Origin of the sequence: Microbispora bryophytorum (assembly GCF_043197435.1) — a bacterium.
Lineage (GTDB): Bacteria > Actinomycetota > Actinomycetes > Streptosporangiales > Streptosporangiaceae > Microbispora > Microbispora bryophytorum.
In genome coordinates this window covers 793,014-817,075 of sequence record NZ_JBICTF010000002.1, presented here as the reverse complement: position 1 = coordinate 817,075, position 24,062 = coordinate 793,014, and the positions used below count along the sequence as shown (strand labels likewise).

23 protein-coding genes are annotated in these 24,062 nt (G+C 72.8%); 10 read left to right on the top strand and 13 right to left on the bottom strand.

Going from position 1 to position 24,062, the window contains the following annotated elements:
• The first annotated feature begins 18 nt into the window (after positions 1–18).
• From ACGFIB_RS08790 to ACGFIB_RS08775, 4 genes are read left to right on the top strand one after another with little or no spacing between them, the layout of a single operon-like run.
• Entirely contained in the window at positions 19–1,536 is a 1,518-nt protein-coding gene (locus tag ACGFIB_RS08790) for a pyridoxal phosphate-dependent decarboxylase family protein (RefSeq protein WP_393369722.1), read from the top strand.
• On the top strand, positions 1,523–2,818 hold the full coding sequence (locus ACGFIB_RS08785; RefSeq protein ID WP_357265868.1) for a lysine N(6)-hydroxylase/L-ornithine N(5)-oxygenase family protein: 1,296 nt from the start codon (positions 1,523–1,525) through the stop codon (positions 2,816–2,818). The genes ACGFIB_RS08790 and ACGFIB_RS08785 overlap by 14 nt, the downstream gene beginning before the upstream one ends.
• Positions 2,815–3,483, top strand: coding sequence for a GNAT family N-acetyltransferase (locus tag ACGFIB_RS08780; protein WP_393369719.1), 669 nt, complete (start codon positions 2,815–2,817; stop codon positions 3,481–3,483). Before ACGFIB_RS08785 ends, ACGFIB_RS08780 begins: the two co-directional genes overlap by 4 nt.
• Positions 3,480–5,339 carry an IucA/IucC family protein gene (locus tag ACGFIB_RS08775; protein ID WP_393369716.1) on the top strand — a complete coding sequence of 620 codons (1,860 nt, stop codon included), beginning with the start codon at positions 3,480–3,482 and terminating at the stop codon, positions 5,337–5,339. The genes ACGFIB_RS08780 and ACGFIB_RS08775 overlap by 4 nt, the downstream gene beginning before the upstream one ends.
• 7 nt (positions 5,340–5,346) lie before the next feature.
• Here the strand turns inward: ACGFIB_RS08775 and ACGFIB_RS08770 are convergent, their stop codons facing one another.
• From ACGFIB_RS08770 to ACGFIB_RS08750, 5 genes are all read right to left on the bottom strand, one after another.
• Positions 5,347–5,631: a DUF1540 domain-containing protein gene (locus ACGFIB_RS08770; RefSeq protein WP_191052780.1), complete on the bottom strand. Its 285-nt coding sequence runs from the start codon at positions 5,629–5,631 to the stop codon at positions 5,347–5,349.
• Positions 5,632–5,743: 112 nt separating this feature from the next.
• Positions 5,744–6,370, bottom strand: coding sequence for a GAF domain-containing protein (locus ACGFIB_RS08765; RefSeq protein ID WP_142568023.1), 627 nt, complete (start codon positions 6,368–6,370; stop codon positions 5,744–5,746).
• Positions 6,357–7,280: a S8 family peptidase gene (locus ACGFIB_RS08760; RefSeq protein WP_393369713.1), complete on the bottom strand. Its 924-nt coding sequence runs from the start codon at positions 7,278–7,280 to the stop codon at positions 6,357–6,359. The genes ACGFIB_RS08765 and ACGFIB_RS08760 overlap by 14 nt, the downstream gene beginning before the upstream one ends.
• Positions 7,277–10,357 carry an AAA family ATPase gene (locus ACGFIB_RS08755; protein WP_393369710.1) on the bottom strand — a complete coding sequence of 1,027 codons (3,081 nt, stop codon included), beginning with the start codon at positions 10,355–10,357 and terminating at the stop codon, positions 7,277–7,279. The genes ACGFIB_RS08760 and ACGFIB_RS08755 overlap by 4 nt, the downstream gene beginning before the upstream one ends.
• On the bottom strand, positions 10,354–10,566 hold the full coding sequence (locus ACGFIB_RS08750; RefSeq protein ID WP_142568020.1) for an aroma-sacti cluster domain-containing protein: 213 nt from the start codon (positions 10,564–10,566) through the stop codon (positions 10,354–10,356). The genes ACGFIB_RS08755 and ACGFIB_RS08750 overlap by 4 nt, the downstream gene beginning before the upstream one ends.
• 210 nt (positions 10,567–10,776) lie before the next feature.
• Between ACGFIB_RS08750 and ACGFIB_RS08745 the strand changes: the two genes are divergently transcribed.
• On the top strand, positions 10,777–12,114 hold the full coding sequence (locus ACGFIB_RS08745) for an MFS transporter (RefSeq protein ID WP_393369707.1): 1,338 nt from the start codon (positions 10,777–10,779) through the stop codon (positions 12,112–12,114).
• On the opposite strand, the gene ACGFIB_RS08740 is transcribed toward ACGFIB_RS08745, so the two are convergent.
• Both ACGFIB_RS08740 and ACGFIB_RS08735 read right to left on the bottom strand, forming a co-directional pair.
• Positions 12,061–13,863 carry an AfsR/SARP family transcriptional regulator gene (locus tag ACGFIB_RS08740; RefSeq protein ID WP_357265880.1) on the bottom strand — a complete coding sequence of 601 codons (1,803 nt, stop codon included), beginning with the start codon at positions 13,861–13,863 and terminating at the stop codon, positions 12,061–12,063. The genes ACGFIB_RS08745 and ACGFIB_RS08740 overlap by 54 nt on opposite strands.
• A gap of 38 nt (positions 13,864–13,901) precedes the next feature.
• The gene (locus ACGFIB_RS08735) at positions 13,902–15,065 is read right to left on the bottom strand and encodes an ATP-grasp domain-containing protein (RefSeq protein WP_357265882.1); all 1,164 of its coding nucleotides are present in this window, start codon (positions 15,063–15,065) and stop codon (positions 13,902–13,904) included.
• A 598-nt stretch (positions 15,066–15,663) separates the two neighbouring features.
• On the opposite strand from ACGFIB_RS08735, the gene crcB (ACGFIB_RS08730) reads away from it, so the two are divergent.
• The 3 genes from crcB (ACGFIB_RS08730) to crcB (ACGFIB_RS08720) are packed head-to-tail and all read left to right on the top strand — an operon-like array spanning position 15,664 to position 16,918.
• On the top strand, positions 15,664–16,200 hold the full coding sequence (gene crcB / locus ACGFIB_RS08730) for a fluoride efflux transporter CrcB (protein ID WP_393369703.1): 537 nt from the start codon (positions 15,664–15,666) through the stop codon (positions 16,198–16,200).
• Complete coding sequence (locus tag ACGFIB_RS08725; protein WP_191052772.1) at positions 16,197–16,550, top strand: DUF190 domain-containing protein; 354 nt, start codon at positions 16,197–16,199, stop codon at positions 16,548–16,550. Before crcB (ACGFIB_RS08730) ends, ACGFIB_RS08725 begins: the two co-directional genes overlap by 4 nt.
• The gene (crcB, locus tag ACGFIB_RS08720) at positions 16,547–16,918 is read left to right on the top strand and encodes a fluoride efflux transporter CrcB (RefSeq protein ID WP_357238275.1); all 372 of its coding nucleotides are present in this window, start codon (positions 16,547–16,549) and stop codon (positions 16,916–16,918) included. The genes ACGFIB_RS08725 and crcB (ACGFIB_RS08720) overlap by 4 nt, the downstream gene beginning before the upstream one ends.
• Positions 16,919–16,954: 36 nt before the next feature.
• Here the strand turns inward: crcB (ACGFIB_RS08720) and ACGFIB_RS08715 are convergent, their stop codons facing one another.
• The 3 genes from ACGFIB_RS08715 to ACGFIB_RS08705 form a co-directional block, all read right to left on the bottom strand.
• On the bottom strand, positions 16,955–17,788 hold the full coding sequence (locus ACGFIB_RS08715; protein ID WP_142568013.1) for an alpha/beta fold hydrolase: 834 nt from the start codon (positions 17,786–17,788) through the stop codon (positions 16,955–16,957).
• Positions 17,789–17,997: 209 nt separating this feature from the next.
• The gene (locus ACGFIB_RS08710) at positions 17,998–18,468 is read right to left on the bottom strand and encodes a MarR family winged helix-turn-helix transcriptional regulator (protein WP_191052770.1); all 471 of its coding nucleotides are present in this window, start codon (positions 18,466–18,468) and stop codon (positions 17,998–18,000) included.
• 108 nt (positions 18,469–18,576) lie between these two features.
• Complete coding sequence (locus ACGFIB_RS08705; protein WP_357238271.1) at positions 18,577–18,873, bottom strand: hypothetical protein; 297 nt, start codon at positions 18,871–18,873, stop codon at positions 18,577–18,579.
• A gap of 170 nt (positions 18,874–19,043) precedes the next feature.
• Between ACGFIB_RS08705 and ACGFIB_RS08700 the strand changes: the two genes are divergently transcribed.
• Positions 19,044–19,364 carry a hypothetical protein gene (locus ACGFIB_RS08700; protein ID WP_357238269.1) on the top strand — a complete coding sequence of 107 codons (321 nt, stop codon included), beginning with the start codon at positions 19,044–19,046 and terminating at the stop codon, positions 19,362–19,364.
• A gap of 191 nt (positions 19,365–19,555) precedes the next feature.
• Here the strand turns inward: ACGFIB_RS08700 and ACGFIB_RS08695 are convergent, their stop codons facing one another.
• The 3 genes from ACGFIB_RS08695 to ACGFIB_RS08685 form a co-directional block, all read right to left on the bottom strand.
• Positions 19,556–20,842, bottom strand: coding sequence for an ArsB/NhaD family transporter (locus tag ACGFIB_RS08695; RefSeq protein ID WP_357265886.1), 1,287 nt, complete (start codon positions 20,840–20,842; stop codon positions 19,556–19,558).
• Positions 20,839–21,276, bottom strand: a complete 438-nt coding sequence (locus ACGFIB_RS08690) for a CBS domain-containing protein (RefSeq protein WP_142568008.1) — start codon at positions 21,274–21,276, stop codon at positions 20,839–20,841. The genes ACGFIB_RS08695 and ACGFIB_RS08690 overlap by 4 nt, the downstream gene beginning before the upstream one ends.
• A 120-nt stretch (positions 21,277–21,396) precedes the next feature.
• A complete protein-coding gene (locus ACGFIB_RS08685) occupies positions 21,397–22,899 on the bottom strand; it encodes an NUDIX hydrolase (RefSeq protein ID WP_393369698.1) in 1,503 nt (500 codons plus the stop codon).
• 112 nt (positions 22,900–23,011) lie between these two features.
• Here ACGFIB_RS08685 and ACGFIB_RS08680 point away from each other — a divergent pair, with 112 nt between their 5' ends.
• Positions 23,012–23,947, top strand: a complete 936-nt coding sequence (locus ACGFIB_RS08680) for an aldo/keto reductase (RefSeq protein ID WP_393369695.1) — start codon at positions 23,012–23,014, stop codon at positions 23,945–23,947.
• Positions 23,948–24,062: the final 115 nt, after the last annotated feature.

The window sequence follows — 24,062 nt, the reverse complement described above, 5'->3', positions numbered from 1 at the left end:
CCAACGATAAGGATGACGATGACCTCTCCCCATGCCGGGGCCGCGCGGTCGTACCTGCTCAACGACCGGACGGCGGAGGGATACCGGCGGGCGATGACCTCGGCGACCGAGCGGGTGGCGGACCGGATCCGGCGCGCCGACCGGCCGTTCAGCGGTGTGGCCCCGGAACGGCTCGCGCCGGAGATCGCCGCGGTCGACCTCGAACGGCCGCTGCACGACCACGCCGCCGCCCTCGACGAGCTCGAACGGGTCTACCTGCGCGACGCCGTCTACTTCCACCACCCCCGCTACCTGGCGCACCTCAACTGCCCGGTGGTGATCCCCGCGCTGCTCGGAGAGGCGGTGCTGTCGGCGGTGAACTCCTCGCTCGACACCTGGGACCAGAGCGCGGGCGGCACGCTCATCGAGCGCCGCCTGATCGAGTGGACGGCCGGCCGGATCGGCTTCGGCCCCGCCGCCGACGGCGTCTTCACCAGCGGCGGCACGCAGTCGAACCTCCACGCCCTGCTGCTCGCCCGCGAGGAGGCTCAGGCGATCGCCGGAGCCGCTCCGTCGCGGCTGCGCGTGATCACGTCCGCGGCCGGGCACTTCAGCGTGCGCAGGGCGGCGAACCTGCTCGGCCTCGGGCCGGACGCCGTCGTCACCGTGGAGACCGACGACGAACGGCGGATGCGGCCGGACGCGCTCGCCCGCGAACTCGACCGCTGCCGCCGCGCGGGACTGGTGGTCATGGCCGTGGTGGCGACCGCCGGCACCACCGACTTCGGCTCGATCGACCCCCTGCCGGAGATCGCCGATCTGTGCGCGCAGGCCGGGGCGTGGCTGCACGTGGACGCGGCGTACGGCTGCGGGCTGCTGGTCTCCCGCAGACGGCGGCACCTGCTCGACGGCGTCGAGCGGGCCGACTCGGTCACCGTCGACTTCCATAAGTCCTTCTTCCAGCCGGTCAGCTCCAGCGCCCTGCTGGTGCGCGACGGCGCGGTGCTGCGGCACGCGGCCCACCACGCCGACTACCTCAACCCCCGGCGGATGGCCGAGCGGGGGATCCCCAACCAGGTGGACAAGAGCCTGCAGACCACGCGCCGCTTCGACGCGCTCAAGCTCTGGCTGACGCTGCGGGTGATGGGCCCGGACGCGGTCGGGGAGCTGTTCGACGAGGTCGTGGACCGCGCCGCCGCCTCCTACGCCCTGGCCGCCGCGGACCCGCGTTTCGAGGTCGTCACGCGGTCGCCGCTGAGCACGCTGGTCTTCCGCTACCTGCCGCCGGATCACCTGGAGCACGGGGATCCCGGCCGCGAGCTCGCCGACGACGCGAACCTGTACGCCCGCGAGGCCCTGGCCGCCTCCGGCGAGGCCGTCGTCGCGGGGACCACGGTCGACGGCCGCCACTACCTGAAGTTCACCCTGCTCAACCCGGAGACCACGCTGGACGACGTCGCGCACGTTCTCGACCTCCTCGCCGGACACGCCCAGCGGTACGTGGACGACCTCGCCCCGCTCGCCGGCCACGCGGAGGCGACGCATGTCCACGCATGACTTCGTCGCGATCGGGCTGGGGCCGTTCAACCTGGGCCTGGCCTGCCTCGCCGAGCCCATCGCCGAGCTCGACGGCGTGTTCCTGGAGGCGCGGCCCGGCTTCGCCTGGCACCCCGGGATGATGCTCGACTCCGTGACGCTGCAGACGCCGTTCATCGCCGACCTCGTCACGCTGGCCGACCCGACCTCGCCCTACTCCTTCCTCAACTACCTGAAGGAGATCGGCAGGCTGTATCCCTTCTACATCCGCGAGAGCTTCTACCAGCTGCGCGCCGAATACGACGCGTACTGCCGGTGGGCCGCCGCGCGGCTGCGGAGCGTCCGCTTCGGCCACCGGGTGACCTCGGTGACGTACGACGAGGCCGACGGCCACTACGTCGTACGCGCGGTCACCGGCGACGGCGGGGAGACCGAGCACCGGGCCCCGCACCTCGTGCTCGGCACCGGCACCCCGCCGTACGTGCCGGAGGCCTGCCGCGGCCTCGGCGGCGACCTCGTCCACAACGCCGGCTACCTCGACGCCAAGGCCGCGCTGCAGGCGAAGGAGAGCATCACGATCGTCGGCAGCGGGCAGAGCGCCGCCGAGATCTACCGCGACCTGCTGGCCGACGTCGACACGCGCGGCTACCGGCTGAACTGGGTGACCAGGTCCCCGCGGTTCTTCCCGCTCGAATACACCAAGCTGACCCTGGAGATGACCTCCCCGGAGTACGTCGACTACTTCCACGCGCTGCCCGAGGACACCCGCTACCGCCTCGAAGCCGAGCAGAAGGGCCTCTACAAGGGCATCGACGCGGCGCTGATCAACGACATCTTCGACCTGCTGTACGCCAAGACCGTCGGCGGCCCGATCCCCACCCGGCTGCTGACCTGCACCGAGCTGCGCGAGGCGGCCTATGACGCCGGCCGGGGCGAATACACGCTCGGGCTGCGCCACGTGGAGCAGGAGCGCGACCTCACGCTCGTCACCCAGGGGCTCGTGCTGGCCACCGGCTACCGCTACGAGCCCCCCGCCTTCCTGGAGCCCGTACGCCACCGGATCCGGTGGGACCGGCACGGCCGGTTCGACGTGGCCAGGAACTACAGCGTCGACGTCACCGGCCGGGGGATCTTCCTGCAGAACGGCGCCGCCCACGCCCACGGCGTCACCTCCCCCGACCTCGGCATGGGCCCCTACCGCAACTCGTGGATCATCGGCCAGATCCTGGGCCGGGAGCACTACCCCGTCGAGAAGTCCATCGCCTTCCAGGAGTTCGGCGCGCCCGAGGGCGTGGTGGCATGAACGAGCGAAGCGAGCCCTTCGACAGGCACAGCGAGGTCCTCTTCCGCCGCACGGACGCCCGGGTCGGCGAGCTCGCCGTACGCCGGCTCGACCCGGAGGCCGACGCGCCGACGGTGCACGCCTGGGTCACCCACCCCAAGGCCGTGTTCTGGATGATGCGGGACGCCGACGTCGCCGATGTGGCGAAGGAGTATCGCGGGATCGTCGATCACCCGCACCGCGACGCGTTCCTCGGGCTGGTGAACGGCCGCCCGGCCTTCCTGGTGGAGCGCTACGACCCCGCCCGGGTCGAGCTGGCGGGCCGCTACGACGCCGAGGAGGGCGACGCCGGCATGCACTTCCTGTGCGCGCCCGCCGAGACCCCGGTCCACGGCTTCACCCTGGCCGTGATCACCACGGTCATGGAGCTGCTGTTCGCCGATCCCGCGACCCGGCGGGTGGTGGTCGAGCCCGACGTGCGCAACACGGCGGTGCACGCGCTCAACGCGGCCGTCGGTTTCGAGGTCGCCGGCATCGTCGCACTGCCGGACAAGGACGCGCTGCTGAGCGTCTGCACCCGCGCGCGGTTCCTCGCGGCGACCGGCGCCGCCGTCAGCCCCGCCGTCAGCCCGGCGGTCAGCGCCGCCGTCAGCGCGAGCGCCGCGGAGAAGGGAGTGCGCGAGTGAACCGCCACGCAGACACCGTGGGCGATCCCGCGCAGGCGGTCTCCCACCTCACGCCGGAGCTGTGGGAGCGGGCCAACCGGCGGTTGGTGCGCAAGGCGCTCGCCGAGTTCGCCCACGAGCGGTTGCTCACCCCGCGCCCCGCCGGCGACGGCCGATGGGCGGTGCGCGCCGACGACGGCACGGTGGAGTATCGCTTCGCCGCGACCGTGATGTCCCTCGACCACTGGCACATCGGCGAGGTCACCCGCCACGGGTCCTCCGGCGAGGCCCTGCCGCTCGACGCGCTGGAGTTCGTCACCGAGATGCGCGGCTCGCTCGGGCTGAGCGACGAGATCCTCCCGGTCTACCTGGAGGAGATCACCTCCACGCTGGCGAGCCTCGCGTACAAGCTGGGCCGGCGGCAGGCCGGGGCGGCCGAGCTGGCGACGGCCGGTTTCCAGGAGATCGAGGCCGCCATGACCGAGGGCCACCCGTGCTTCGTGGCCAACAGCGGCCGGATCGGCTACGGCGTCGACGACCACCACCGCTACGCTCCCGAGGCCGCCGCGCCCGTACGGCTGATCTGGCTGGCCGCCCACCGCGACCACGCCACGTTCACCTGCTCGCGCGACATCGACTACGAACGGCTGATGCGCGGCGAGCTGGGCGAGGAGGTCCTGGCCCGCTTCGCGGGCACGCTGGCCGGCCTGGGGCTCGACCTGGCCGACTACCTGCTCGTGCCGGTGCACCCCTGGCAGTGGTGGAACCGGATCTCGGTGACGTTCGCGGCGGAGGTCGCCGGGCGGCGGCTGGTCTGCCTGGGGCCGGGCGACGACGAGCACCTCGCCCAGCAGTCGGTCCGCACGTTCTTCAACGCGAGCGAGCCGTCCAGGCACTACGTCAAGACGGCGCTGTCGGTGCTGAACATGGGCTTCATGCGGGGCCTGTCGGCGGCGTACATGGAGGGCACCCCGGCGATCAACGACTGGCTCGCCGACCTGATCGAGGGCGACGAGGTCCTCCGCGCGACCCGGCTGACGATCATTCGCGAGCGGGCGGCCGTCGGCTACCGCAACCGTCTGTACGAGGCGGCCACCGACCGCCACTCGCCCTACCGGAAGATGCTGGCGGCGCTGTGGCGGGAGAGCCCGGTCGCGGGCCTGGAGCCGGGCCGGCGGCCGGCCACGATGGCCTCCCTGCTGCACACCGACGATGAGGGCCAGTCGTTCGCGGCGGCGCTGATCGAGCAGTCGGGCCTCACCCCCGAGGTGTGGCTGCGGCGCTACCTCGACGCCTACCTCGTCCCGTTGCTGCACGCCTTCTACGCCTACGACCTGGCGTTCATGCCGCACGGCGAGAACGTCATCCTGGTCCTCGACGGCGGCGCGGTGGAGCGGGTGATCTTCAAGGACATCGCCGAGGAGATCGTGGTGATGGATCCGGACGCGGACCTGCCGCCCGAGGTCCGGCGGATCCGCGCGGAGGTGCCCGAGGAACACCGGCTGCTGTCGATCTTCACCGACGTCTTCGACTGCTTCCTGCGTTTCCTCAACGCGGTGCTCGCCACGAACGGCGTGCTGGACGAGGACGCCTTCTGGCGGACCGTCGCCGGGTGCGTGGCGGCCTACCAGCGGTCGGTCCCGCGTCTCGCGGACCGGTTCCGGCGTTACGACCTGTTCGCCGGGACGCATCCCCTGTCGTGCCTCAACCGGCTACAGCTGCGCGACAACCGGCAGATGGTGGACCTGACCGACCCGTCGGCCGCGCTGCAGACGGCCGGCGAGCTGGTCAACCCCATCGCCCGCTTCGCCCCGGTCGCTCAGGTCGTCTCGGTCGCTCCAGTCACCCCGGTCGCTGCGGTGCGGCCGGAGAGTTGAGCGCCGCCTACGCCGGGGCGTAGGTGACGCACTCGGCCTCGTCCTGGGAGTAACCGATGTCGATGCCGGGCGCCTGGCACTCCAGCACCACGTTGTGCCGGCAGTCGGACATCTTGCAGGCGCCGACCCGGCCCACGGTCTCCTGGTCGCCTCCCCGCGTGGAGGCGGTGAAGAACGTGTCGCAGTGCGCGTGGGACGCGTCCCCGACCGTGATGGCGGTGGCGTGGCACATGCCGTCGCGGTTGTACGCGCACGATGTGGCCTCGCAACGGTTGACTACGGGCATCTCCATGAGCGACGGTTCCCCCCTGACGATCGTGGCTTTCGTCCTGGCTAATACCGCCTTCGACCAGGTCGGCAATCTCCGTCCCGGTCCCGGACTCGGCCAAGTCGCGTCAGGGGATTCAGTGCAACAGCTCCTCGGCCACGGCGAGGAGCTTCAGGGCGGTCGGGTCGGCGGCCCCGCCGCCGCGCGGCACCCGGTCGGAGATCCGCTGCAGCAGCACATGGACGTCGTCGCCGCCCGGCGCGGCCGGGAGCGCCTCCTCGGTCTGCCGCAGCCGGAGCAGGAGCTCCAGCCCGTACGCGGCCTGGGCGGCGAGCATCGCGAGGAGGTCCACGTCGGCGAGGTCCCCCCGCCAGGTGGCGGACCTGTCGAGCACCTCCAGGACACCGATGCAGCTCTCCTCCCGGATCACCGGCGCCGCCATGATGCTGCGGGGGACATAGCCGGTGGACTCGGCGGCGTCCTGGGCGAACTGCGGCACCGCGGCCACCTCGTCGGCGATCATCGGCTGGCCGCTCGCCGCGACCCAGCCCGCGATGCCCGTGCCGGCCGCGAAGCGCGTCCCGACGAGGTGCTGCTCTCCCTCGCCCGACACGGCCTCGAAGATCAGGTCGCCGGTGTCCTGGTCCACCAGGAAGACCGATGCCGCGGCAGAGGAGAAGACGTGCCGGGCGACCTCGACGGTGGACTGCAGCAGCCTGCGCTCGGTGATTTCGCTGTCGGAGCGCCGTTCATGCACGGACATGCGCGCCTCCCTTGGATGTGACGACGTTGCTGGCGGCCAGGTAGAGCACGGACTTGAGCTGGAAGGGGGTCATCCACGGGTGCCTGCTCAGGATGAGCGCGCAGATCCCGGTGATGTGCGGCGCGGCGAAGCTGTTCCCGGTGCTGCGGATCTCCCTGCCTCGGCGCCACGCCACCGGGACCCGGACGCCCCGGGCGAGGAACTCGGCCGGCGGCGCGGGGTTGTAGTAGTAGGTCATGGGGTCGGGTTCGTCGTGGCTGGCCACCGAGATGACCGAGGAGAAGGTCCAGGGGAAGCTGACGACCGGCATGTTGTGGGCCGAGGCCACCAGCAGGCAGCGCCGGAAGTACGCCTGGTCGGCCAGCTCGTGCAGCGCGGGCAGATACTGGCTCCTCGTGGTCGACAGGCTGAGGTTGACGAGGTCGAACCCCTCCTCGACGGCCCAGCGCAGCCCGGCCAGGAGGGCGGCCCCGCTGCCGGAGCGCCCGTCGGTCAGCACCCGCACCGAGGTGAGCGACACGGCCGGGGCGATGGAGCGGATCACGCCGGCGCACGCGGTCCCGTGCCCCACGGGATCCACCGGGTCGCAGTCGACGACGGTCAGGTCGTCGCCGTCGGCGACCACGAGCGAACGCTCCAGGCCGCCGACTCGCGGATGAGCGGCGTCCACCCCGGTGTCGAGCACGCAGACGCGCACACCGGCTCCGTCGGCGCGGCCCGCGCGGCCCGCGCCGCCCTCACCAGCGCCGCCCTCGCCAGCGCCGTCCCCACCCCATGCCCACTCCCTGGTGACGTCCTCCAGGCGGCTCACACCGAACTCCTCTGGGGCCAGCCGGGAGGTCGCCAGGCTCCAGGCCGGCACGCCGGGGAAGTGCTCACGCCGCTCCCGGCGCCATGGGGGCTGCGTCACGATGGCCTCTCCTCCTCGGTCCACCGGCGTACGCGCCGGGCGGGCAACTCCGCTCCCTTGGCCGCGTAGTCGCGCAGCGCGCGGGTCGCGGCCAGAGCCGCCGGGCCGGTGCGCCCGGCCGCACGGTGCGCCACCGCCAGGTCGGCCAGCACGTCCCCGCGCAGGCAGGGGTCGTCGGTGCGGGCGAGCAGCTCCTCCGCGCGGGCGGCGAGGTCGCCCGCCACGCCGTGGCCGCCGTCGAGGGCCGCGACCCGGGCGCCCAGCGCGAGGAGGGTCAGCTCGCCGCGGGTCTGCAGCCGTCCGCCCGCGGCCCGCAACCGGTCCAGCTCCCGCGCGGCCTCGGTGTGCCGCCCCTGCCGGAGCAGCTCGCGCACCGCGTAGAGCTCCAGCGTCCTGGCCGGCTCGGACTGGCCCGCCCGATGGAGGTCCGCCGCCGCCCTGCGGAACAGCGCCTCCGCCTCGGCGTGCCGGTCGACGAGCGACTCCACCAGCCCGCGCACCTGGAGAGCCGCGGTCGCCGCGAGGTCGAGATGGAGGTCGCCGGCGTACCGGTCGGCCTTGTCGAGGACGGCCCTGGCGGAGGTGACGTAGCCGGCCAGCGCGAGCAGCCGCGCCTCGGTGACCAGAACGGGCAGGAGCATCGCCCGGTCGGCGCGGAACCTGGCCGACACCCCGACGCACAGGCTCAGCCCCTCGGCCAGCGGCGTGGGGGACCACTGCGCCAGCTCGCAGAGCCCGCTGAGCAGGCGGTTCTCCTCATATCTGTCGCCGAGGGAGCGGGCCCGGGCGAGGGCGTCGCGCAGCGCCGCCTCGGCCGCTCCGAACCGTCCCTCGCCTACGCGTACCAGCGCCTCGAGATGGTGGAAACGGCACCAGCCGAGGTTGTCGCCGGGGTCGGCGGCCAGCAGCTCGCGGAACGGCTCGCCCGAGGCGGGCCGGGTGCCGAAGCGCACCGCCAGCGTCTCGCGCTGGATGGCGCAGATCAGCCGGTTGCGCGGGTCGTCCGGCAGCATCCGCTCGGCCACGTCCAGCGCGTCGTACGGCCGGTCGGCCTCGCCGCGAGCCAGCCCGGCGTCGCAGATGCGCACCGCCAGCACCCGGTGCTCGGCGTGGCCGGCCGGCAGCAGGTCGCGTCCCCGCTCCAGCAGGGCGATGGCGGCGGGCAGGTCCTTGCGGTGCAGCGCCTGGGTGCCCTCGCCCACCAGGGCGCGGGCGGCCCGCTCGGTGAGCGCCGGCAGCATCGGGTCGTCCGGCCGCACCTCGCGTTTGAGCAGGCAGGCGGTCTCCAGATGGTGGGTCAGGTCGCCGTGCGAGCTCTCCTCGCCGGCGCGGGACGAAACGGCGGCGCCGGCCCCGGCCTGGCCGGCGATCCGGTCGGCGAGGGCCAGATGCCAGGTGGCCCGCAAATCCTTACGGGTCATGGCGTAGACCGTGTCCCGGGTCAGCGTCTGGGCGAAGCGGAAGGACTCCGGCGCCTCCCCACGCCGGACCATGCGCGTGCGGATCAGGCGCCCGAGCAACTCGTCGACGTCGAGCCCCGCCTGCGGGTCGGCCGCGCACAGGACGCCGAGCTGGTCGCGGGTGAAGACGTGGCCGATCGTCGCGGCCCGTTCGAGCACGTCGCGCTCCCCCTCGTCGAGCCGGTCGAGGCGCGCGCCGAGCAGCGCCTGGATGGTGGGCGGCAGCGGGGCGTCCTCCCCCTCCTCGGCGAGCGTCTCCAGCAGCAGCTCGGCGAACAGCGGGTTGCCGTCGGAGCTCCCCGCGACCCGCAGGCACAGGGCCGGGCCGGCGGCCAGGTCGTGCGCGACCACCTCGGCGTCCGGCAGCCGGTGTGCGGCCAGCTCGGTGACCAGCCGTGTCATCTGGGCGGCGTCGAGCGCCCCCAGCTCGAACGCGGCGGCACGCTCCGCCTCCTCCCCCCAGGCGGGCCGCGCCTCCAGCAGCTCGGGCCTGGCCACCCGTACGACCAGGACGGGCACGTCGGCGAGCCACGCCGCGAGATCGTCGATCAGATCGAGCAGGGTCGGCTCGGCCCAGTGCAGGTCCTCCCAGACCGCCACCAGCGGCCCACGCCGGGCCAGCGCCTCGAACAGCGCGCGCACCGCCCGCGAGATCTCCTCGACGCCCGCGTCCTCACCGGTGCGCGGGGCGCGCGAGGCGTCGGCGGTCGCCAGGCCGCGCAGGGTGGAGCCACTCGACGCCTCCAGGGCCGGCTGGACGTCCCGCCAGTCGTCGCCGAGGGACTCGACCATCTCCACGATGGGGCGATAGGTGATCCCCACGCCGTACGAGCGGCACCGGCCGGTGATCACGGTGGCCCCTGCGGGCAGCTCATGGACGAAGTCCCGCACGAGCCGGGACTTGCCGATGCCCGGCACGCCGAGCACGGTCACCACCCGGCATCGGCGGTCCCGCACCGCCTCGCCGTACGCCGCGCGAAGGCGCCCGATCTCGAGGTCGCGGCCGATGAGCGGGATCGGGGCGTCGTCGTGGCCGGTGCCGGGCTCCAGGGAGGTCACCCGCCAGGCCCGTACGGGGTGGCTCTTGCCCTTCAGCGTGAGCGGCGGCACGGGTTCGAGCCGCGCCTGGGCGCGGACCATCCGCGCGACCTCGTCCCCGACGAGGATCTCGCCGACGCCCGCGGCCGACTGCAGGCGGGCGGCGGTGTTGACGGTGTCGCCGATGACGCGCAGGTCCGCTCCCGGAGTGGCGATGACCACCGCCTCACCGGCGCTCACGCCGCAGTGCACGTCGAGCCGGATGCCGTGCGTGGGGGCCAGGTCCTCGCTCAGCTCGCGCACCCGCTGCAGCGCGGCGTGCGCGGCGCGGACCGCCCGGAGCGCGTCGTCCTCGCGGCCCGCGGGGATGCCGAAGGCGGCCATGATCGCGTCCCCGATGTACTTCTCCACCACGCCGCCGTGCTCCTCGATGCCGGAGGTGCACGCCCGGTAGTAGCGGTCGAGGACGTCCCGGAGCAGCTCGGGGTCGAGCCGCTCGGCGAGCTCCGTCGAGCCGACCAGATCGATGAAGACGACGACGACGTTCCGGCGCGCAGGGCGGGCCGCCCCGGCGCTCATACGAGCTTGAGCTCCTGACCCTCGACCTCGCCGGCCGCGGCGTCCAGACGGGTCTTGATCGAGTTGAGCAGCTCGACCTCCGGCCTGCTCAGCTCGGCGAACACCTGCCGCTGCCGCTCGTTGAGCAGGTCCACCGGGTGGCCCGCCTCGCGCAGGGCCGTCAACGGGTCGTACGGCGCCGGCCCGCCCTGAACCTCGCGGCTGTTCATCGGCCACCTCCTGGTCGTGCGGGGACTGGTCGTACGGGACATATCGGCCACTGGGGTACGCCGCCAACGGTAAGGACGGAGGGTTCAGGGCCAGTATGGCGACGCCATGCCGTCGCCATACTGGCTCCGATCGCGCCTGGTCCGGCCGCGCATACCGGCCCCATACCGCGTCCCTACTGGACGCCAACCGCCGGTTGGGACGCTCCGAACATGAGGGTGCGGAGTGAGCGGAGCGGCGGGCACGGTGAGCTGCCGCCGCTGCGTCGCAACTCCCGGTTCCAGATGCTCTGGATGGGAGCGGCGGCCTCTGAGCTGGGGACCACGCTCACCTGGGTGGCCTTTCCGCTGCTGATCCTGGCCGTCACCGGCTCCGCCGCGCTGGCCGGGCTGGTCGGCGCCTGCCGGATCACGGCCAACCTCCTGTTCTCCCTGCCCGCCGGGGCGTGGGTGGACCGGTGGGACCGGCGCCGCATCCTGATCGCCGCCGAGGTCGTCCGGTGTCTCGCCCTGGCCGCGCTCGCCGCCGCCGTCCTGACGGGCCGGGTGGCGCTGTGGCAGATCGTCGCGGTCGCGGTGGTGACCGGCGCGGCCGACTCCTTCTTCGGCCCTGCCAGGGCCGCCGCGATCCGCGCCGTCGTGGCCCCCGGGCAGCTCCCCGAGGCGTACGCCCGGGAGGAGGCGCGCGGGCACGCGGCCTCCCTCGCCGGGCCGCCACTCGGCGGCTTCCTGTTCGGCTTGGGCCGGGCCCTCCCGTTCGCCGTGGACGCGCTCACCTACCTGGTCTCGCTGGTGTGCGTGGTGCGCGCGCGGGTGCCGCGCCGCCCGGCGGAGGCGGCGGAGGCGGCGGAGGCGGCGGCGGAGCGGCGCGAGACCGGGATGCGGGCCGACGTCATGGAGGCGGCGGGGTGGCTGTGGCGCCATCGCGGCCTGCGCGCCGGGCTGGCGTTCGCCCTGGTCGCCAACCTCGCCGCGAACGCGCTGCTGCTGCCCGTCATCGTCATGGTGGAGGCGCGCGGCGGTGACGCGGCCGCGACCGGCGTCGTGCTGGCCGGGCTCGGCCTGGGCGGCCTGCTCGGCGCGACCCTGTCGGCCAGGATCGGACGCCTGCTGCCGCCGGGCAGGCTCATGCTGGCCGTGGTCGGGTTCTTCGCGCTGGCCGTCTGCGCGACCGCCCTGCCGTTCGGGCCGTACTGGCCGGTGGTCCCGCTCTTCCTCGCGATGGTCGCGGCGCCGGCGCTCAACGTGGTCCTGCGTGTCCTGCTCGCCCGGCTCGTCCCGGACGCGATGACGGGCCGGGTGGTCTCCGTGTTCACCTTGGCCACCATGGGCCTGACCCCGGTGGGGCCGCTGCTCGGCGGCCTGCTGGCGCAGTACGCCGGCGGCGCCGGCGCACTGGTGGCGGTGGGCGGCCTGCTCGCGGCGGGCTGCGCGGTGGCCGCGATCAGCCCCGCGCTGCGCGGCCTCGACGTGCCGGCCACCGCCGGGTCCGCGCCCTCAGCGGTTCCGGTCCTTGCCGAGCTCGGCCGCGAACCGGTGAGCGAGCGGTGACATCGCGTACGACAAGGAGTGGGCGACCACCTCGGCGCCGGTCTCCGGCTGCGGGATCGACAGGACGCCGGCCTCCAGCAGGGACTCGACGACCCGCTCGCCCGGCCCTTCGGTGCCGTCCAGCGCCGCGACGAGCTCCTCGTGCCCGAAGACCGGGCCGTCGAGCGTGCCCAGGGCGAGGAACGCGGCGCGGTGCGGCCACGACGGGTGGGCGTAGGACTCCTCGAACCGCATGCGCAGCGACACGTCCCCCGCGACGAACTCGTCCAGCACGTCCTCGGTCCGTTCCAGCCGCTCCGCCAGCGCATCGAGCGGCAGGTGCCGCAGCCCGGCGAGCCGGGCCCCGAGCAGGCGCAGAACCAGGGGCGACGGCCCGCACCTGCGGAGGATGCGCAGGACGGCGGGCAGATCCGCGGCCACCCGTTCGCAGCCGATCAACCGGCCCAGGAACTCGACGCACTCACTCGTGGACAGGTCGTCGAGATCGATCCTGGCCACCGACTCCAGCCCGCTGAGCCTGCTGCGGCTCGTCACCAGGACCCTGCTCGACGTGGTGCCGGGGAGCAGCATGCGGACGCTCGACTCGTCCGGCGAGTCGTCGAGGACCAGCAGGACCTTCCGGTCGGCGAGCCATGACCGCCAGACGGAGGCCAGCACGTCGTCCTCGCGCACGCCGGCGATCTCCAGCCCGACGCCCTCCAGGATCTCCCGCTGGACGTCGGCGGCCGGTCTCGGAACGCCGTGGCGCCGCAGCGGGATCACCACTGCGCCGTCCGGATAACGAGGGGCCAGCAGGTGCGCGACGTGCACGGCGAGGGCGGTCTTGCCGGCGCCGAGCGCGCCCGTGATCACCGTGACGGGCGACGGCTCGTCCAGGACGCGCCGCACCTGCGCCTCCCGGCCCACGAAGTCGACGGCGCGGGGCAGCCGGTTGGCCAGGGCGCGTACGGGCCGGGGGCGGGCGGCGCCGGCCAGGCCGGGCAGACGCGCGGGCGGGGGCCCGTCGCCGCGGAGGATGGCCTGGTAGAGCTGCCTGATCACCGGGCTGGGATCGATGCCCATCTCGGCGGCGAGGTGCCGGCGCAGGCCCTCGAAGTGGGCCAGGGCCTCGGCGGCCCGCCCGCACCGCGACAGCGCGGTCATCCTGGCCGCGGCGACGCGCTCGCGGGCGGGGAACCGCGCGGCGACGACGTCGAGGGAGCCCAGGGCCTCGACGTGGCGGCCCAGCTCGATCTCCAGCTCGACCCAGTCCTCGTAGATCGACAGGAAGAGCTCGGTGAAGCGGCCCACCTCGGCGGCCACGAGCCGGACATGGCAGAACTCCTCCAGCGGCCGTTCCCGCCACATGCGGACGGCGTCGCCCAGCAGCTCGGCGGCGGTGGCGAGGTCTCCGCTCCGGACGGCGGCGCGCCCCGACCTGCCGAGCTCCAGGAAGCGCAGCAGATCGAGCTCCTCGCGATCGGCGCTGATGCGGTAGCCCCATCCCTGGAAGCTGATCCGGTCGCCCACGATCTTGCGGAGCGCGGACATGTAGACCTGGAGGTTCTTGCGGGCCGTGCGCGGCGGGGTCTCACCCCACAGCGAGTCGATCAACTGGTCCGACGGGATGACCGCGTTCGCGTGGCACAGCAGTATCGCCAGGAGAAGCCGCTGTTTCGGAGCGCCGATGACGGCTCTGCGGCCCGCGACGCGGACCTCCAGCGAACCGAGAATCGAGCAGTGCAGTCGCGGCGAGCTCACGTCACCCATGGCGCTTTCCTTGGTCCGGGTCTGTGCGGCGACCCCGGTCACCGGCCGGAGCCGTGTGTCCGGGTGCCCAGCAGGAGGAAGTCGACGAGATCGAGCGGTGATGGCGGTCCGGTGTTCCCCAGGGCCGTCAGGTGAAGCGTCCTGACCGCGAGCGCGACGGCCGTGGAGACCGCGCGCCCTCCGGCCTTCGTCTCGAACCAGCGCCAGTCGCCGTCGGTGTTGACCTCCAGGAACACCACCTCGCCCGCGCTGAGCAGCAGGTCGAAGGCGCCGTAGGTCAACCCCCACAGGCTCGCCAGCCTGCGTACGGCGTCGGCGGCCGCGGGCGGGGCGGCGACCGGGGTGACCGTCACCTCGGCCTCCTCCCGCCACGGCGAGTCGGGGGCGCGCTTGCCGACGGCGTAGGCGTGCACGGCCCCGGCGACGTGGTAGACCCGCAGCTCGGCGTCGTGCTCGACGTGTTCCTGCACGATGACCGGATAGGCGAGCGCGGGCCGGCGCAGGACCTCCGCACGTGCCGCGACCTCGGGGAGCACCCCGGTCAGGAGGCCGGGCGAGGTCTCGACGAAGTGCTCCCCGACGACCTTGACCACGACCCGGCGGCCCGGCATCGCGGCGGCGGCCCGCGCCGGGTCGGTGGTGACGACCGTCCGGGGGACGCGGATGCCGGCCGCCGCCGCGCCGGCCAACTGCTCCAGGCGGCCGGGACGGTCACCGGGACGGTCGCCGGGCAGGCTCGCGGGCGCGAGCGAGCAGAGCTGGCGGACGAACGCGTGCCAGGACTCGGCGAGCAGCAGGGTCTGCGCGGCGTCCGCCGTCGCGGGCATGGCGTGGGGGGAGAAGTGGCGCGCCCAGACGACGGTCGGAGCGATCCGGCGGCCGTCCAGGTCGAGCACGCACCCGGTGCGGCCGTGCCCGGCCCCGCCGGTCACGGTGGCGGACAGCCGCAGCGCGGCCACGCTCTCGGCGTCGACGCGTACGCTCGGCACGCCGAGGTGGTGGAGAGTGTCCTGGAGGACGGCGAACTCGGCGCAGCCCGCGCGGTCGGCCAGCACGACGCAGGGAGCGGGGTCCGCGACCGGCTCGTTCTCCGGGAGCCGCCACGTCACCGAGCCCGGCGCTCCGCGCAGATCGACGGTGAGGCGAGGGTCGCACGGACGGCCGGGCCCGGCCCGGCCGGGGACGCCGGTGGCGCTCAGCAAGGCGTGACCGCAGCCGTGCGCGCCCCGAATCCGTCACCTCGCGCCGGTGACGCTTCGACCGGCATCATTTTCCTGATCGCGCCCATATCCCACCAGTCAACGGTGGCACCGGTTTGTTGTCAATAGAACCTATTTTGGTTAATCGATAGGTTTGTTGTGAAATGTGGGAGTTGTATTCAAGCAGGTCAGCAGAGGTATATGTCCGGAAAGCGGGGACTGTCGGAAGCGCTGTCTGCTGTTCTGTCCCGGCCCGCAATTTGTGGTCGTCAGCAATTCCTGAATAGGGGCATACCGCTGCTGATCGCGAATCGCCCGGCCCGCGACGACCGCGGCGGCCCGGACGGCCGTTCCGGTGTGGCATCTAAACTGGGATGCGTTCGTCCGGAATCCGCTCTCCCGCCCAACCGTCGTGACGACCGTCGCACAGGCCGCCGCACGGGCCTTCGTACAGGCCGCCGCACGGGCCTTCGTACAGGCCGCCGCACGGGCCTTCGTACAGGCCGCCGCACGGGCCTTCGTACAGGCCTGCGGACGGCCCTGCGGACGGGCAGGGCGACGGGCTGGACGACAGGCCGCACGGTGAGGTGAGGAGGACGGCGTGAGCCGGCGCGTACGCGGCGATCGGGAAGAGGCTGATCTGCCGGTCGACCCCGACGCGGACCTCCGCCACGAGCGGGACATGTTCCGCGGCCCGGCGGCCCCGGCCCCGGCTCGCCGCCGGACCTGGGACATCCTCGCGGTGATCGCCGTCGGCGGCGGGGCCGGCACCGTGGCGAGATATCTGCTCGGCGAGGCCTTCCCGGCCTCGCCCACCGGTTTCCCCTGGGGGACGTTCCTCGTCAACGTCACCGGCTGCTTCGCGCTCGGGGTCGTGATGGTTTTCGTCATGGACGTCTGGCCGCCGCGCCGCTACGTCCGTCCGTTCGTCGGGGTCGGCTTCCTCGGCGGATTCACCACGTTCTCCACCTTCACGACGGAGATCGTGGACAGGGTGGCGCGCGGCGCGTGGCCGGTGGCCGGCGCGTACGCCGCGGGCAGCCTGGCGGCCGGACTGGCCGCGGTCTGGTGCGGCATCGTCCTCGCCCGCGCCCTGACGGGCCTCCCCGTACGGCGACGCGGGAGGAGGGACGGATGAGACTGCACGGCCCCGCGCAGCGACTGACGATTTTGATAGGGGAGAGCGACCAGTACCGGCACCGGCCGCTCTACACCGAGATCGTTCATCGGGCGCGCGCGATGGGACTGGCCGGGGCGAGCGTGTTCCGGGGCATCGAGGGCTTCGGGGCCTCCTCGCGCATCCACACCAGCCGCCTGCTGTCGCTCAGCGAGGACCTGCCCGTCGCCATAATCATCGTGGACGTTCCGGAGAGGATCAGTGCGTTCGTGGCAGAACTGGACGAACTGGTGACCGAGGGCCTGGTGATCGTCGATCCCGTGGAGGTCTACCGCTACGTGGGGCGTGAGCCGGGACGGGCGGAGCCGTGACCCTGCTGCTCGTCTTCCTCGGCGGCATGGTCGGCGCCCCCGCCCGTTATCTGATCGATCGGCTGGTGCAGCGCCTGCACGACAGCGTGTTCCCCTGGGGCACGTTGGTGATCAATTTGTCCGGGTCGCTCGTGCTCGGGCTGCTGCTTGGCGCGCGCGACGACCTCGGTCTGCCCGCCGCGATGGCCGCCCTGCTCGGCACCGGCGTCTGCGGCGCGTTCACGACGTTCAGCACGTTCGGCTTCGAGACCGTGCGACTGCTGGAGGAGGGCTCGGTCCTGGAGGCCGGGCTCAACGCGCTCGGCAGTCTGGTCCTCGGCCTCCTCGCCGCCGCCGCCGGATTCGCGCTGGCCGCCCTCCTCGGCTGAGACACCGGGCGGCCCTCCTCGCCGTCCCGCCAGGGATCACTTCGCCAGGAAGGCGAGGAGCACGTCGGTGACCTCCTGGGCGTGCGTCCACAGCAGGCCGTGCGGGGCGCCCTCGATCTCGACGTACTCGGCCTGCGGGAGCGCCCGGTGGAACGGGCGGCCGGTGGACTCGATGGGCAGGATGCGGTCGGCGGTGCCGTGCACGATGAGCGCCGGAACGTCGATCTTGGGGATGTCGGCCCGGAAGTCCGTCGTCCAGGTGGGGACGGCCGCGGACGAGGCATACCACGACGCTCCCGCGGCGGTGTTCCAGCCGGCCCGGACGACCTCCTCGCTCAGGCGCGTGCCGAGGTTCTCGTCGGCGTTGTAGAAGGCGTTGTAGAAGTCGGTGAAGTAGGCGTAGCGGTCCTTGGTGACGGCATCGAGGATGCCCTCGAACACGCTGCCGTCCACGCCCTCCGGGTTGTCCTCCGTCTTGAGCAGGAACGGTTCGAGGGAGGCCAGGAACGCGGCCTTGGCCACCCGCGCCGAGCCGTACGCGCCGAGGTAACGGCCGACCTCGCCGGTGCCCATGGAGAAGCCGACGAGGATCACGTCACGCAGGTCGAGGGTCTCCAGCAGCGTGTTCAGGTCGGCGGCGAAGGTGTCGTAGTCGTAGCCGACGGTGGGCTGGCTCGACTGGCCGAAGCCGCGGCGGTCGTAGGTGATGACGCGGTAGCCGGCGTCGAGCAGGGCGGGTATCTGCTTCTCCCACGAGTGCCCGTCCAGGGGGTAGCCGTGGATGAGCACGATGGGCTGCCCGCTACCGTGGTCCTCGTAGTACAGGTTGATGTCGGTGCTGTTCTCCTGCCCGACGGTGATGTACGCCATGACCCGCTCCTTCTGATCCCTCGTCCGTGATCCCGGCCTATGAAACCGGTTTCCCCATACGCCCGAGAGGCTAGGGGACAATTAGATCGCGCGCAAGGTAACTGTGCGTAGTGATGCCCCATGGGCCCGCGGTCGACACGGTCATGAAGGGCGCGGTAGAGCGGCGCCGCTCACCTCGCCCGCATCGCCCTTGAACGAGGGTTGGCCCCTCAGTCCCGCCGGTTCGCGTAGGCGGTGACGTTGGCGGTCAGGCGGCGCAGCGTGGCGAGCGTGCGGGCGAACTCCTCGGGTTCGAGCGCCATCGCGTCGCCGGCGGAGGCGAAGATGCCGTCGCTGCGCTCCCGCAGCCCGGCGCCCTTCTCGGTCAGTGTGATCTGCACCGTGCGCTCGTCGTCGGTGCGGCGCTGCCGGCGCACCAGGCCGTTCGCCTCCAGGCGCTTGAGCAGCGGCGTCATCGTGCCGTAGTCGAGGTGCAGCGCGGCGCCGAGCTCCTTGACGGCGACGCCCTCCTCGGGGCCGTCCCCCAGGACCAGCAGGACCAGGAACTGCGGGTACGTGAGACCCATCTCGTCGAGAAGTGGCCGATAGAGGGCGGTCACGGCGCGGGAGGCGGCGTAGAGCGCGAAGCACATCTTGTCGTCGAGGACGTGGGGGAGCCGCTCGCTCGTGGTGCCGGTCATCCTTCCACCCTAGAAGCCTGGCCTGCCATATGCACGCGAGCGGTCCAATCGTGCACGAGGTTTTATGGGGTGGCGTGACCCGGCGCGGGCCGGGTCACGCCGGGCCCGTCAGTGGCACCGGCGCAGCACCGTGGGCTTGCCGCAGCTCATGGTCCCCGCGTTGGTGCCCGCCTGTGCGTTCAGGCCGAGGTCGAGGCCCAGGTCGAGACCGACGTTGAGGCCGACGCCGAGGCCGACGCCCACGTTGAGGCCCGCGTCGGCCCTGGCGCCGAGGTCCGCGGCGGCGGCCGCGGGCTTGGCGGCCTTCGGTGCGTCACAACCGCAGCCCGCGTAGGCGGGCGCGGTGGCGAGCAGGCCCGCACAGGTCAGGGCGGCCAGGGTCATAAGACGGATAGGGCGGCGCATGAAGATTCCTCATCTCAGATATGACTGCTCGTGCTCGATCGTCACTCTTCGTATCCGTGTCCAGGTTGTGACAAACTCGGGCCGCGCCCGGCGAAGCACCAAAAGCTCGGCGAGATCCGATGGCGAAGGGGCCGTTGCCCGCCGTGGAATCCGGACGTACCGTCGATGGCGTGGCCGTCATCCACAGGGAGCGCGTGGCGTGGGAGAGCGCCAGGGTGTTCGTCGCGGCCGCGATGGACGACGCCTACTGGTGGCTCGGTGAGACGCTCGGGCGCCGTCTCGGGCAGACGTACGAACGGGACCTGGCCCGCACCCGCGCGCGGCTGCGAGGAGACGACGCCGGGCCTGGGCAGGGCGTTCGCGAGGACGTGTTGTCCGCCGAGGCCGGCGCCTGGCGCGCCCGGATCGAGGACCTCCTGACGGAGCGTCCGGAGCTCGCGGCGGTCCTGCGGCAGGTGATCGAGGAGACCGGCCGCCGTCTGGGCCGGTGACGCCCGGCCGGGCCGGGCCGGCGCTCCGCGGACGACCGAGGGCTGGTCGTCCACAGGCTGTGGACAGCCCGGCCTTATCGGACAGCCCGGCCTCGTCGGACAGTCCCGCCTCGTCGGACTGTCCAGCCTCGTCGGACAGTCCGGCCTCGTCGCCGCGTCGGACGGGCTCCCGGCCCGGGGGCCCGCCGGGCCTACATGAGGTAGCGCAGCCAGAGGTACGGCACGCACAGGGCCACCGTGACGACGGTGACCACCAGGCCGTATTTGGTGAACTGCCAGAAACTGATCCGTGCGCCGTTGCGCTCGGCGATGCCGAGGATGACGACGTTGGCGGAGGCGCCCACGGCGGTGGCGTTGCCGCCGAGGTCGGCGCCGAGCGCGAGCGCCCACCACAGCACGTTGTGGTCGCCGGGCACATGCTGCGCGAGATCGGCCACGATCGGGCTCATCGTGGCGACATAGGGGATGTTGTCCACGATCGCGGACAGCCCGGCCGACGCCCAGAGCAGGACCATGGTGGTCACGCCGGGTCGTCCGGCCGTCGCCTCCGCCGCGGCCCGCGACACCTGGCTGATGACACCGGTCTCCACGAGCGCGCCGACCATCACGAACAGCCCGGCGAAGAACACCAGCGTCGGCCACTCCACCTCGCGCAGCGCGTCGTCTGTGGTGATCTTGGTGACCAGCACGAGCAGCCCCGCCCCCAGCAGCGCCACGACCGACGGCTCGTAATGCAGCACCGGGTGCAGCACGAACGCCGCGATGACCACGCCGAGCACGGACAGGCTCTGCACGAGCATGACCTTGTCCTGGATGGCCGCCCGCTCGTCCAGTTGCATGATCTCGGCCGCCCGCTCGGGGTCGTACCGGAACGCCTTGCGGAACAGCAGCCGGCACAGTCCGATGAAGACCGCCGTCAGCACGATCACCAGTGGTGCGAGGTGGACGAGGAAGTCGTTGAAGGTCAGCCCGGCGCGGGAGGCGATGATGATGTTCGGCGGATCGCCGACGAGGGTCGCGGTGCCGCCGATGTTGGACGCCATCGCCTCGGCGATCAGGAACGGCGCGACCGGCAGCGCGAGGCGCTCGCAGACGAGGAACGTGACCGGCGCGATCAGCAGCACGGTCGTGACGTTGTCCAGCAGCGCCGACGCCGAGGCCGTGATCACCAGGAGCAGCACCATGAGCCGGAACGGCCGGCCCCTGGCGCGTTTGGCGGCCCAGACCGCGAGGTATTCGAACACGCCGGTCTGCCGCAGCACGCCGACGATGATCATCATGCCCAGCAGCAGGAAGACGACGTTCCAGTCCACGCCGGACTCCTGCGAGAAGAACGCGGAGCCGGCCGCGGTCGCGTGGACCAGCAGCATGATCGCGGCGCCGCCCAGGGCGGCCTTGACCCGGTGGACCTTCTCGCTGGCGATGAGGACGTACGTGGCGGCGAAGACGATCACCGCCACCCATGCGGTCACGGTCATGTGAGCCGTTCGAGCAGCGCGGAGAGCGTGACCGCGCCCAGCAGGCGATCGCCGTCGAGCACTGCGACCAGGGGGCTGCGGGTGCGCGCCATCAGCGCGGCGACCTCCAGAAGCGTGGCGTCGGGATCGGTCACCGGGAGCTCGCGCGGCCGTTCCGGCATCGCCTGGCGGACCGTGCGCTCGCCCAGCGCGCGGACGAACGCGTCGGCGTGCGCCTCGTCGACCACCCTTGCCAGCGCGGGGTCGTCCTGGCAGTAGCGGGGCACGGCCAGGCGCAGCACCTGCGTCCCCGGCAGGATCGACACCGGCGCCCCGCGCTCGTCCAGCACGATCAGCCCGGGGAGCGCGCGCTCGGCCATGAGGCGAGCGGCATCGGCTACGGGGGAGTCGAGGTCCACCGTGGGGTAGGGCGCTACGAGATCCCGGGCACGCATGCTTCCACCTGCCTGGCACGTGCGGCTGTGCTCACGTCTGCCTTCCGGTCGCCGGTGACGGTCCCCCGGGCATGGGAGACCCCTTCGCCGACCAGACTTCCCGGCACACCCCACATAAGGCTATCGGCCGGACAGGTCGTACAGAAGCCCCGAAGAGGCGCGGCGGACGAACACCCCCTCGCCGTACGGCAGGCGCCCGAGCGACCCGGCCGGCAGCGGGACCATGCCCTCGGGCGCCTCCGTCAGCCGGGCGGAGAAGGCGAGACGGCGTCCGGCGAGTCCCCGCGGTGAGACGTAGTCGTCCGCGCCGGCGAAGGCGACCTCCCTCACCGGGGCGAGCCGCGCCAGCGCCGCCGCCACTCCCTCGCCCGGCCGTACGACCGTGGCGGGCAGGCGGTCGGTCTCGTCGTCGGAAAGGACGAGCACCGCGTCGTCGAGCCGGCCGAGCAGGCAGACCGTGACCTCCTCGAACCCGGCGCGTACGGCCTCGGCCGCCAGATCGGCGGAGTCGGGCACGTCCCATCCGTGCAGGGAGAGGATCGGCGGCCGGGAGGCGACAAGGGCGGCACCGGCGGCGTCGGCACCGGCGGCGTCGGCGGCACCCGCGAGGAGCTCGGCATCGGCGGCATCGGCGGCCGCGGGGAGGGCCGGCAGGGTCGTGGGGAGGGCCGGCGGGGTCGCGGCGAGCGCCCGCCGCACGGCCTCGATGCCCGCCCGCGCGTACGGCACGGTCCGCTCGGGCAGCCGGTCCAGCGGAAACCAGGCCAGCTCGGCGCACTTGTGCGGCTCGGCGTTGACCGGAGTGCCGGTGATGGAGCGCGCCACGAGGAATATCCCGATGCGCGCCGTCCCGCCCGCGTTGCGGTGGTGCATCACGTGGACCACCTCGCAGTCGTCCACCTCGACGCCGAGCTCCTCGCGGGCCTCCCGGACGGCGGTGTCCACCACCGACTCCCCCTCCTCCAGATGCCCGGACGGCATGATCTGCCACTCTCCGTCGGCGTAGCCGGTGCTCCGGCGGCGGCCGAGCAGCACCTTCCCGCCGTCCGTGGGCACCCTGCTCTCCGTGAGCACCTTGCTGTCCGTGAGCACCCCGCCGTCCGCGGGCCCCCTGCCATCGGTGAGGCCCCCGCCGTCTATGAGCAGCAGGTGCACGTCGACGACCGGCCGATAGCGGCCCGGGGCGTACGTCGCGGCGTCGAGCAGCGCGGGCAGGGTCGCGGCGTTCGCGGAGATGAACTCCCCCAGCTCGGGCGGGACCATGGGCAGCGTGCGCACCTCCTCCGGGCGTACGCGCCGCACCTGGTGCAGACCGATGTCCGGTTCGAGGAACTCCGGGCCGCTGCGGCGCGACAGGTCGAGCGATACCAGCCGGCAGGCGAAGACCATGCTCAACCGGCCGGGCTCGACAAGGGTGAACACATGCAGCGCCGGTCCCGTCGTCGCTCCGAGCTCCTCGTCGAGCTCACGCCGCAGCGCCGCCTCGGGAGAGGCGTCGGTCGGCTCCACCCCGCCGCCCGGCGTGATCCAGTACGGCTCTCGCCCCGGCCGCAGGCGCCGGAACAGGACGACGTCGTCGCCGTCGAACAGGATGGCCCGGACGCTGTGCCGTACGGAGGTCATGTCCGGCATCCTCTCGCGGGCGGTCCGGCGTCCGCTGCCGAAGGGGACCGAAATACGGTGAGGAGAGCTCCCCCCGCCGGGGAGGGGCTCCGTGAGAAAGGGATGCAGAGGCATGACCGAAATGACCTACCGGCGGCTGGGCGACTCGGGACTCGTCGTCTCGGCTCTCGGCCTCGGCGGCAACAACTTCGGCCGCAGGATCGACCTCGACGCCACCCGCGCCGTCGTCGACGCGGCGCTCGACGCCGGCGTCACGCTGATCGACACCGCCGACATCTACGGCGAGTCGGAGGCGCTGCTCGGCGAGGTGCTGAAGGGGCGGCGTGAGCAGGTCGTCATCGCCACCAAGTTCGGCGGGGACGTGAACGGCGCCAACGGGCCCGACTGGGGTGCGCGGGCCTCGCGGCGGTACGTCCGCCTGGCGGTCGAGCGGTCGCTGCGCCGCCTCAAGACCGACTGGATCGACCTCTACCAGCTGCACTTCCCCGACCCGTCCACGCCGATCGAGGAGACCCTGTCGGTGCTGACGGACCTGGTGCGGGAGGGCAAGGTCCGCTACGTGGGCTCGTCCAACTTCGCGTCCTGGCAGGTCACCGACGCGGACTGGATCGCCCGCACCGGCGGCTTCGAGCGTTTCGTGAGCGCGCAGAACGAGTACAGCCTGCTCGACCGGCAGGTGGACAAGGAGCTCGTCCCGGCGCTGCTGCACCACGGCGTCGGACTGCTGCCCTACTTCCCGCTGGCCAACGGCCTGCTCACCGGCAAGTACCGGCGCGGGGAGGAACCGCCGGCGGGCGCCCGCCTCGCCGGCCGGCCGCAGTATCTGACCGACGCGCGGTTCGAGGTGGTGGAGCGGCTGCGGGAGTTCGCCGAGCGGCAGGGCGTGTCCCTGCTGGACGTCGCGATCGGCGGCCTGCTCGCGCAGCCGTCCGTCTCCTCCGTGATCGCGGGGGCGACCCGGCCCGAGCAGATCAAGGCCAACGTCGCGGCGGCGGCATGGCGACCGGACGACGCGGCACTGGAAGAGCTGAACGAGATCACGAGCTGACAGGCGGCGCATCCTCGACCTGCTGCTCGAATGTCCCCGCCTGTCGGGGAGCTCGCCGGGCGGCTCGGCCTGACCCAGCCCGGCACTTCCGGGCACCTCAAGGTGCTGTGGGAGG

Coding starts and splice junctions, on each gene's coding strand:
- ACGFIB_RS08750 (WP_142568020.1), bottom strand. CDS start 10,566: ATGAACAGCCGCGAGGTTCAGGGCGGGCCGGCGCCGTACGACCCGTTG.
- ACGFIB_RS08765 (WP_142568023.1), bottom strand. CDS start 6,370: ATGTCCGTGCATGAACGGCGCTCCGACAGCGAAATCACCGAGCGCAGG.
- ACGFIB_RS08705 (WP_357238271.1), bottom strand. CDS start 18,873: ATGCGCCGCCCTATCCGTCTTATGACCCTGGCCGCCCTGACCTGTGCG.
- ACGFIB_RS08695 (WP_357265886.1), bottom strand. CDS start 20,842: ATGACCGTGACCGCATGGGTGGCGGTGATCGTCTTCGCCGCCACGTAC.
- ACGFIB_RS08725 (WP_191052772.1), top strand. CDS start 16,197: ATGAGACTGCACGGCCCCGCGCAGCGACTGACGATTTTGATAGGGGAG.
- ACGFIB_RS08685 (WP_393369698.1), bottom strand. CDS start 22,899: ATGACCTCCGTACGGCACAGCGTCCGGGCCATCCTGTTCGACGGCGAC.
- ACGFIB_RS08785 (WP_357265868.1), top strand. CDS start 1,523: ATGTCCACGCATGACTTCGTCGCGATCGGGCTGGGGCCGTTCAACCTG.
- ACGFIB_RS08770 (WP_191052780.1), bottom strand. CDS start 5,631: ATGGAGATGCCCGTAGTCAACCGTTGCGAGGCCACATCGTGCGCGTAC.
- ACGFIB_RS08780 (WP_393369719.1), top strand. CDS start 2,815: ATGAACGAGCGAAGCGAGCCCTTCGACAGGCACAGCGAGGTCCTCTTC.
- ACGFIB_RS08715 (WP_142568013.1), bottom strand. CDS start 17,788: ATGGCGTACATCACCGTCGGGCAGGAGAACAGCACCGACATCAACCTG.
- ACGFIB_RS08690 (WP_142568008.1), bottom strand. CDS start 21,276: ATGCGTGCCCGGGATCTCGTAGCGCCCTACCCCACGGTGGACCTCGAC.
- ACGFIB_RS08710 (WP_191052770.1), bottom strand. CDS start 18,468: ATGACCGGCACCACGAGCGAGCGGCTCCCCCACGTCCTCGACGACAAG.
- ACGFIB_RS08740 (WP_357265880.1), bottom strand. CDS start 13,863: ATGGGTGACGTGAGCTCGCCGCGACTGCACTGCTCGATTCTCGGTTCG.
- ACGFIB_RS08680 (WP_393369695.1), top strand. CDS start 23,012: ATGACCGAAATGACCTACCGGCGGCTGGGCGACTCGGGACTCGTCGTC.
- ACGFIB_RS08745 (WP_393369707.1), top strand. CDS start 10,777: ATGAGGGTGCGGAGTGAGCGGAGCGGCGGGCACGGTGAGCTGCCGCCG.
- ACGFIB_RS08790 (WP_393369722.1), top strand. CDS start 19: ATGACCTCTCCCCATGCCGGGGCCGCGCGGTCGTACCTGCTCAACGAC.
- ACGFIB_RS08755 (WP_393369710.1), bottom strand. CDS start 10,357: ATGAGCGCCGGGGCGGCCCGCCCTGCGCGCCGGAACGTCGTCGTCGTC.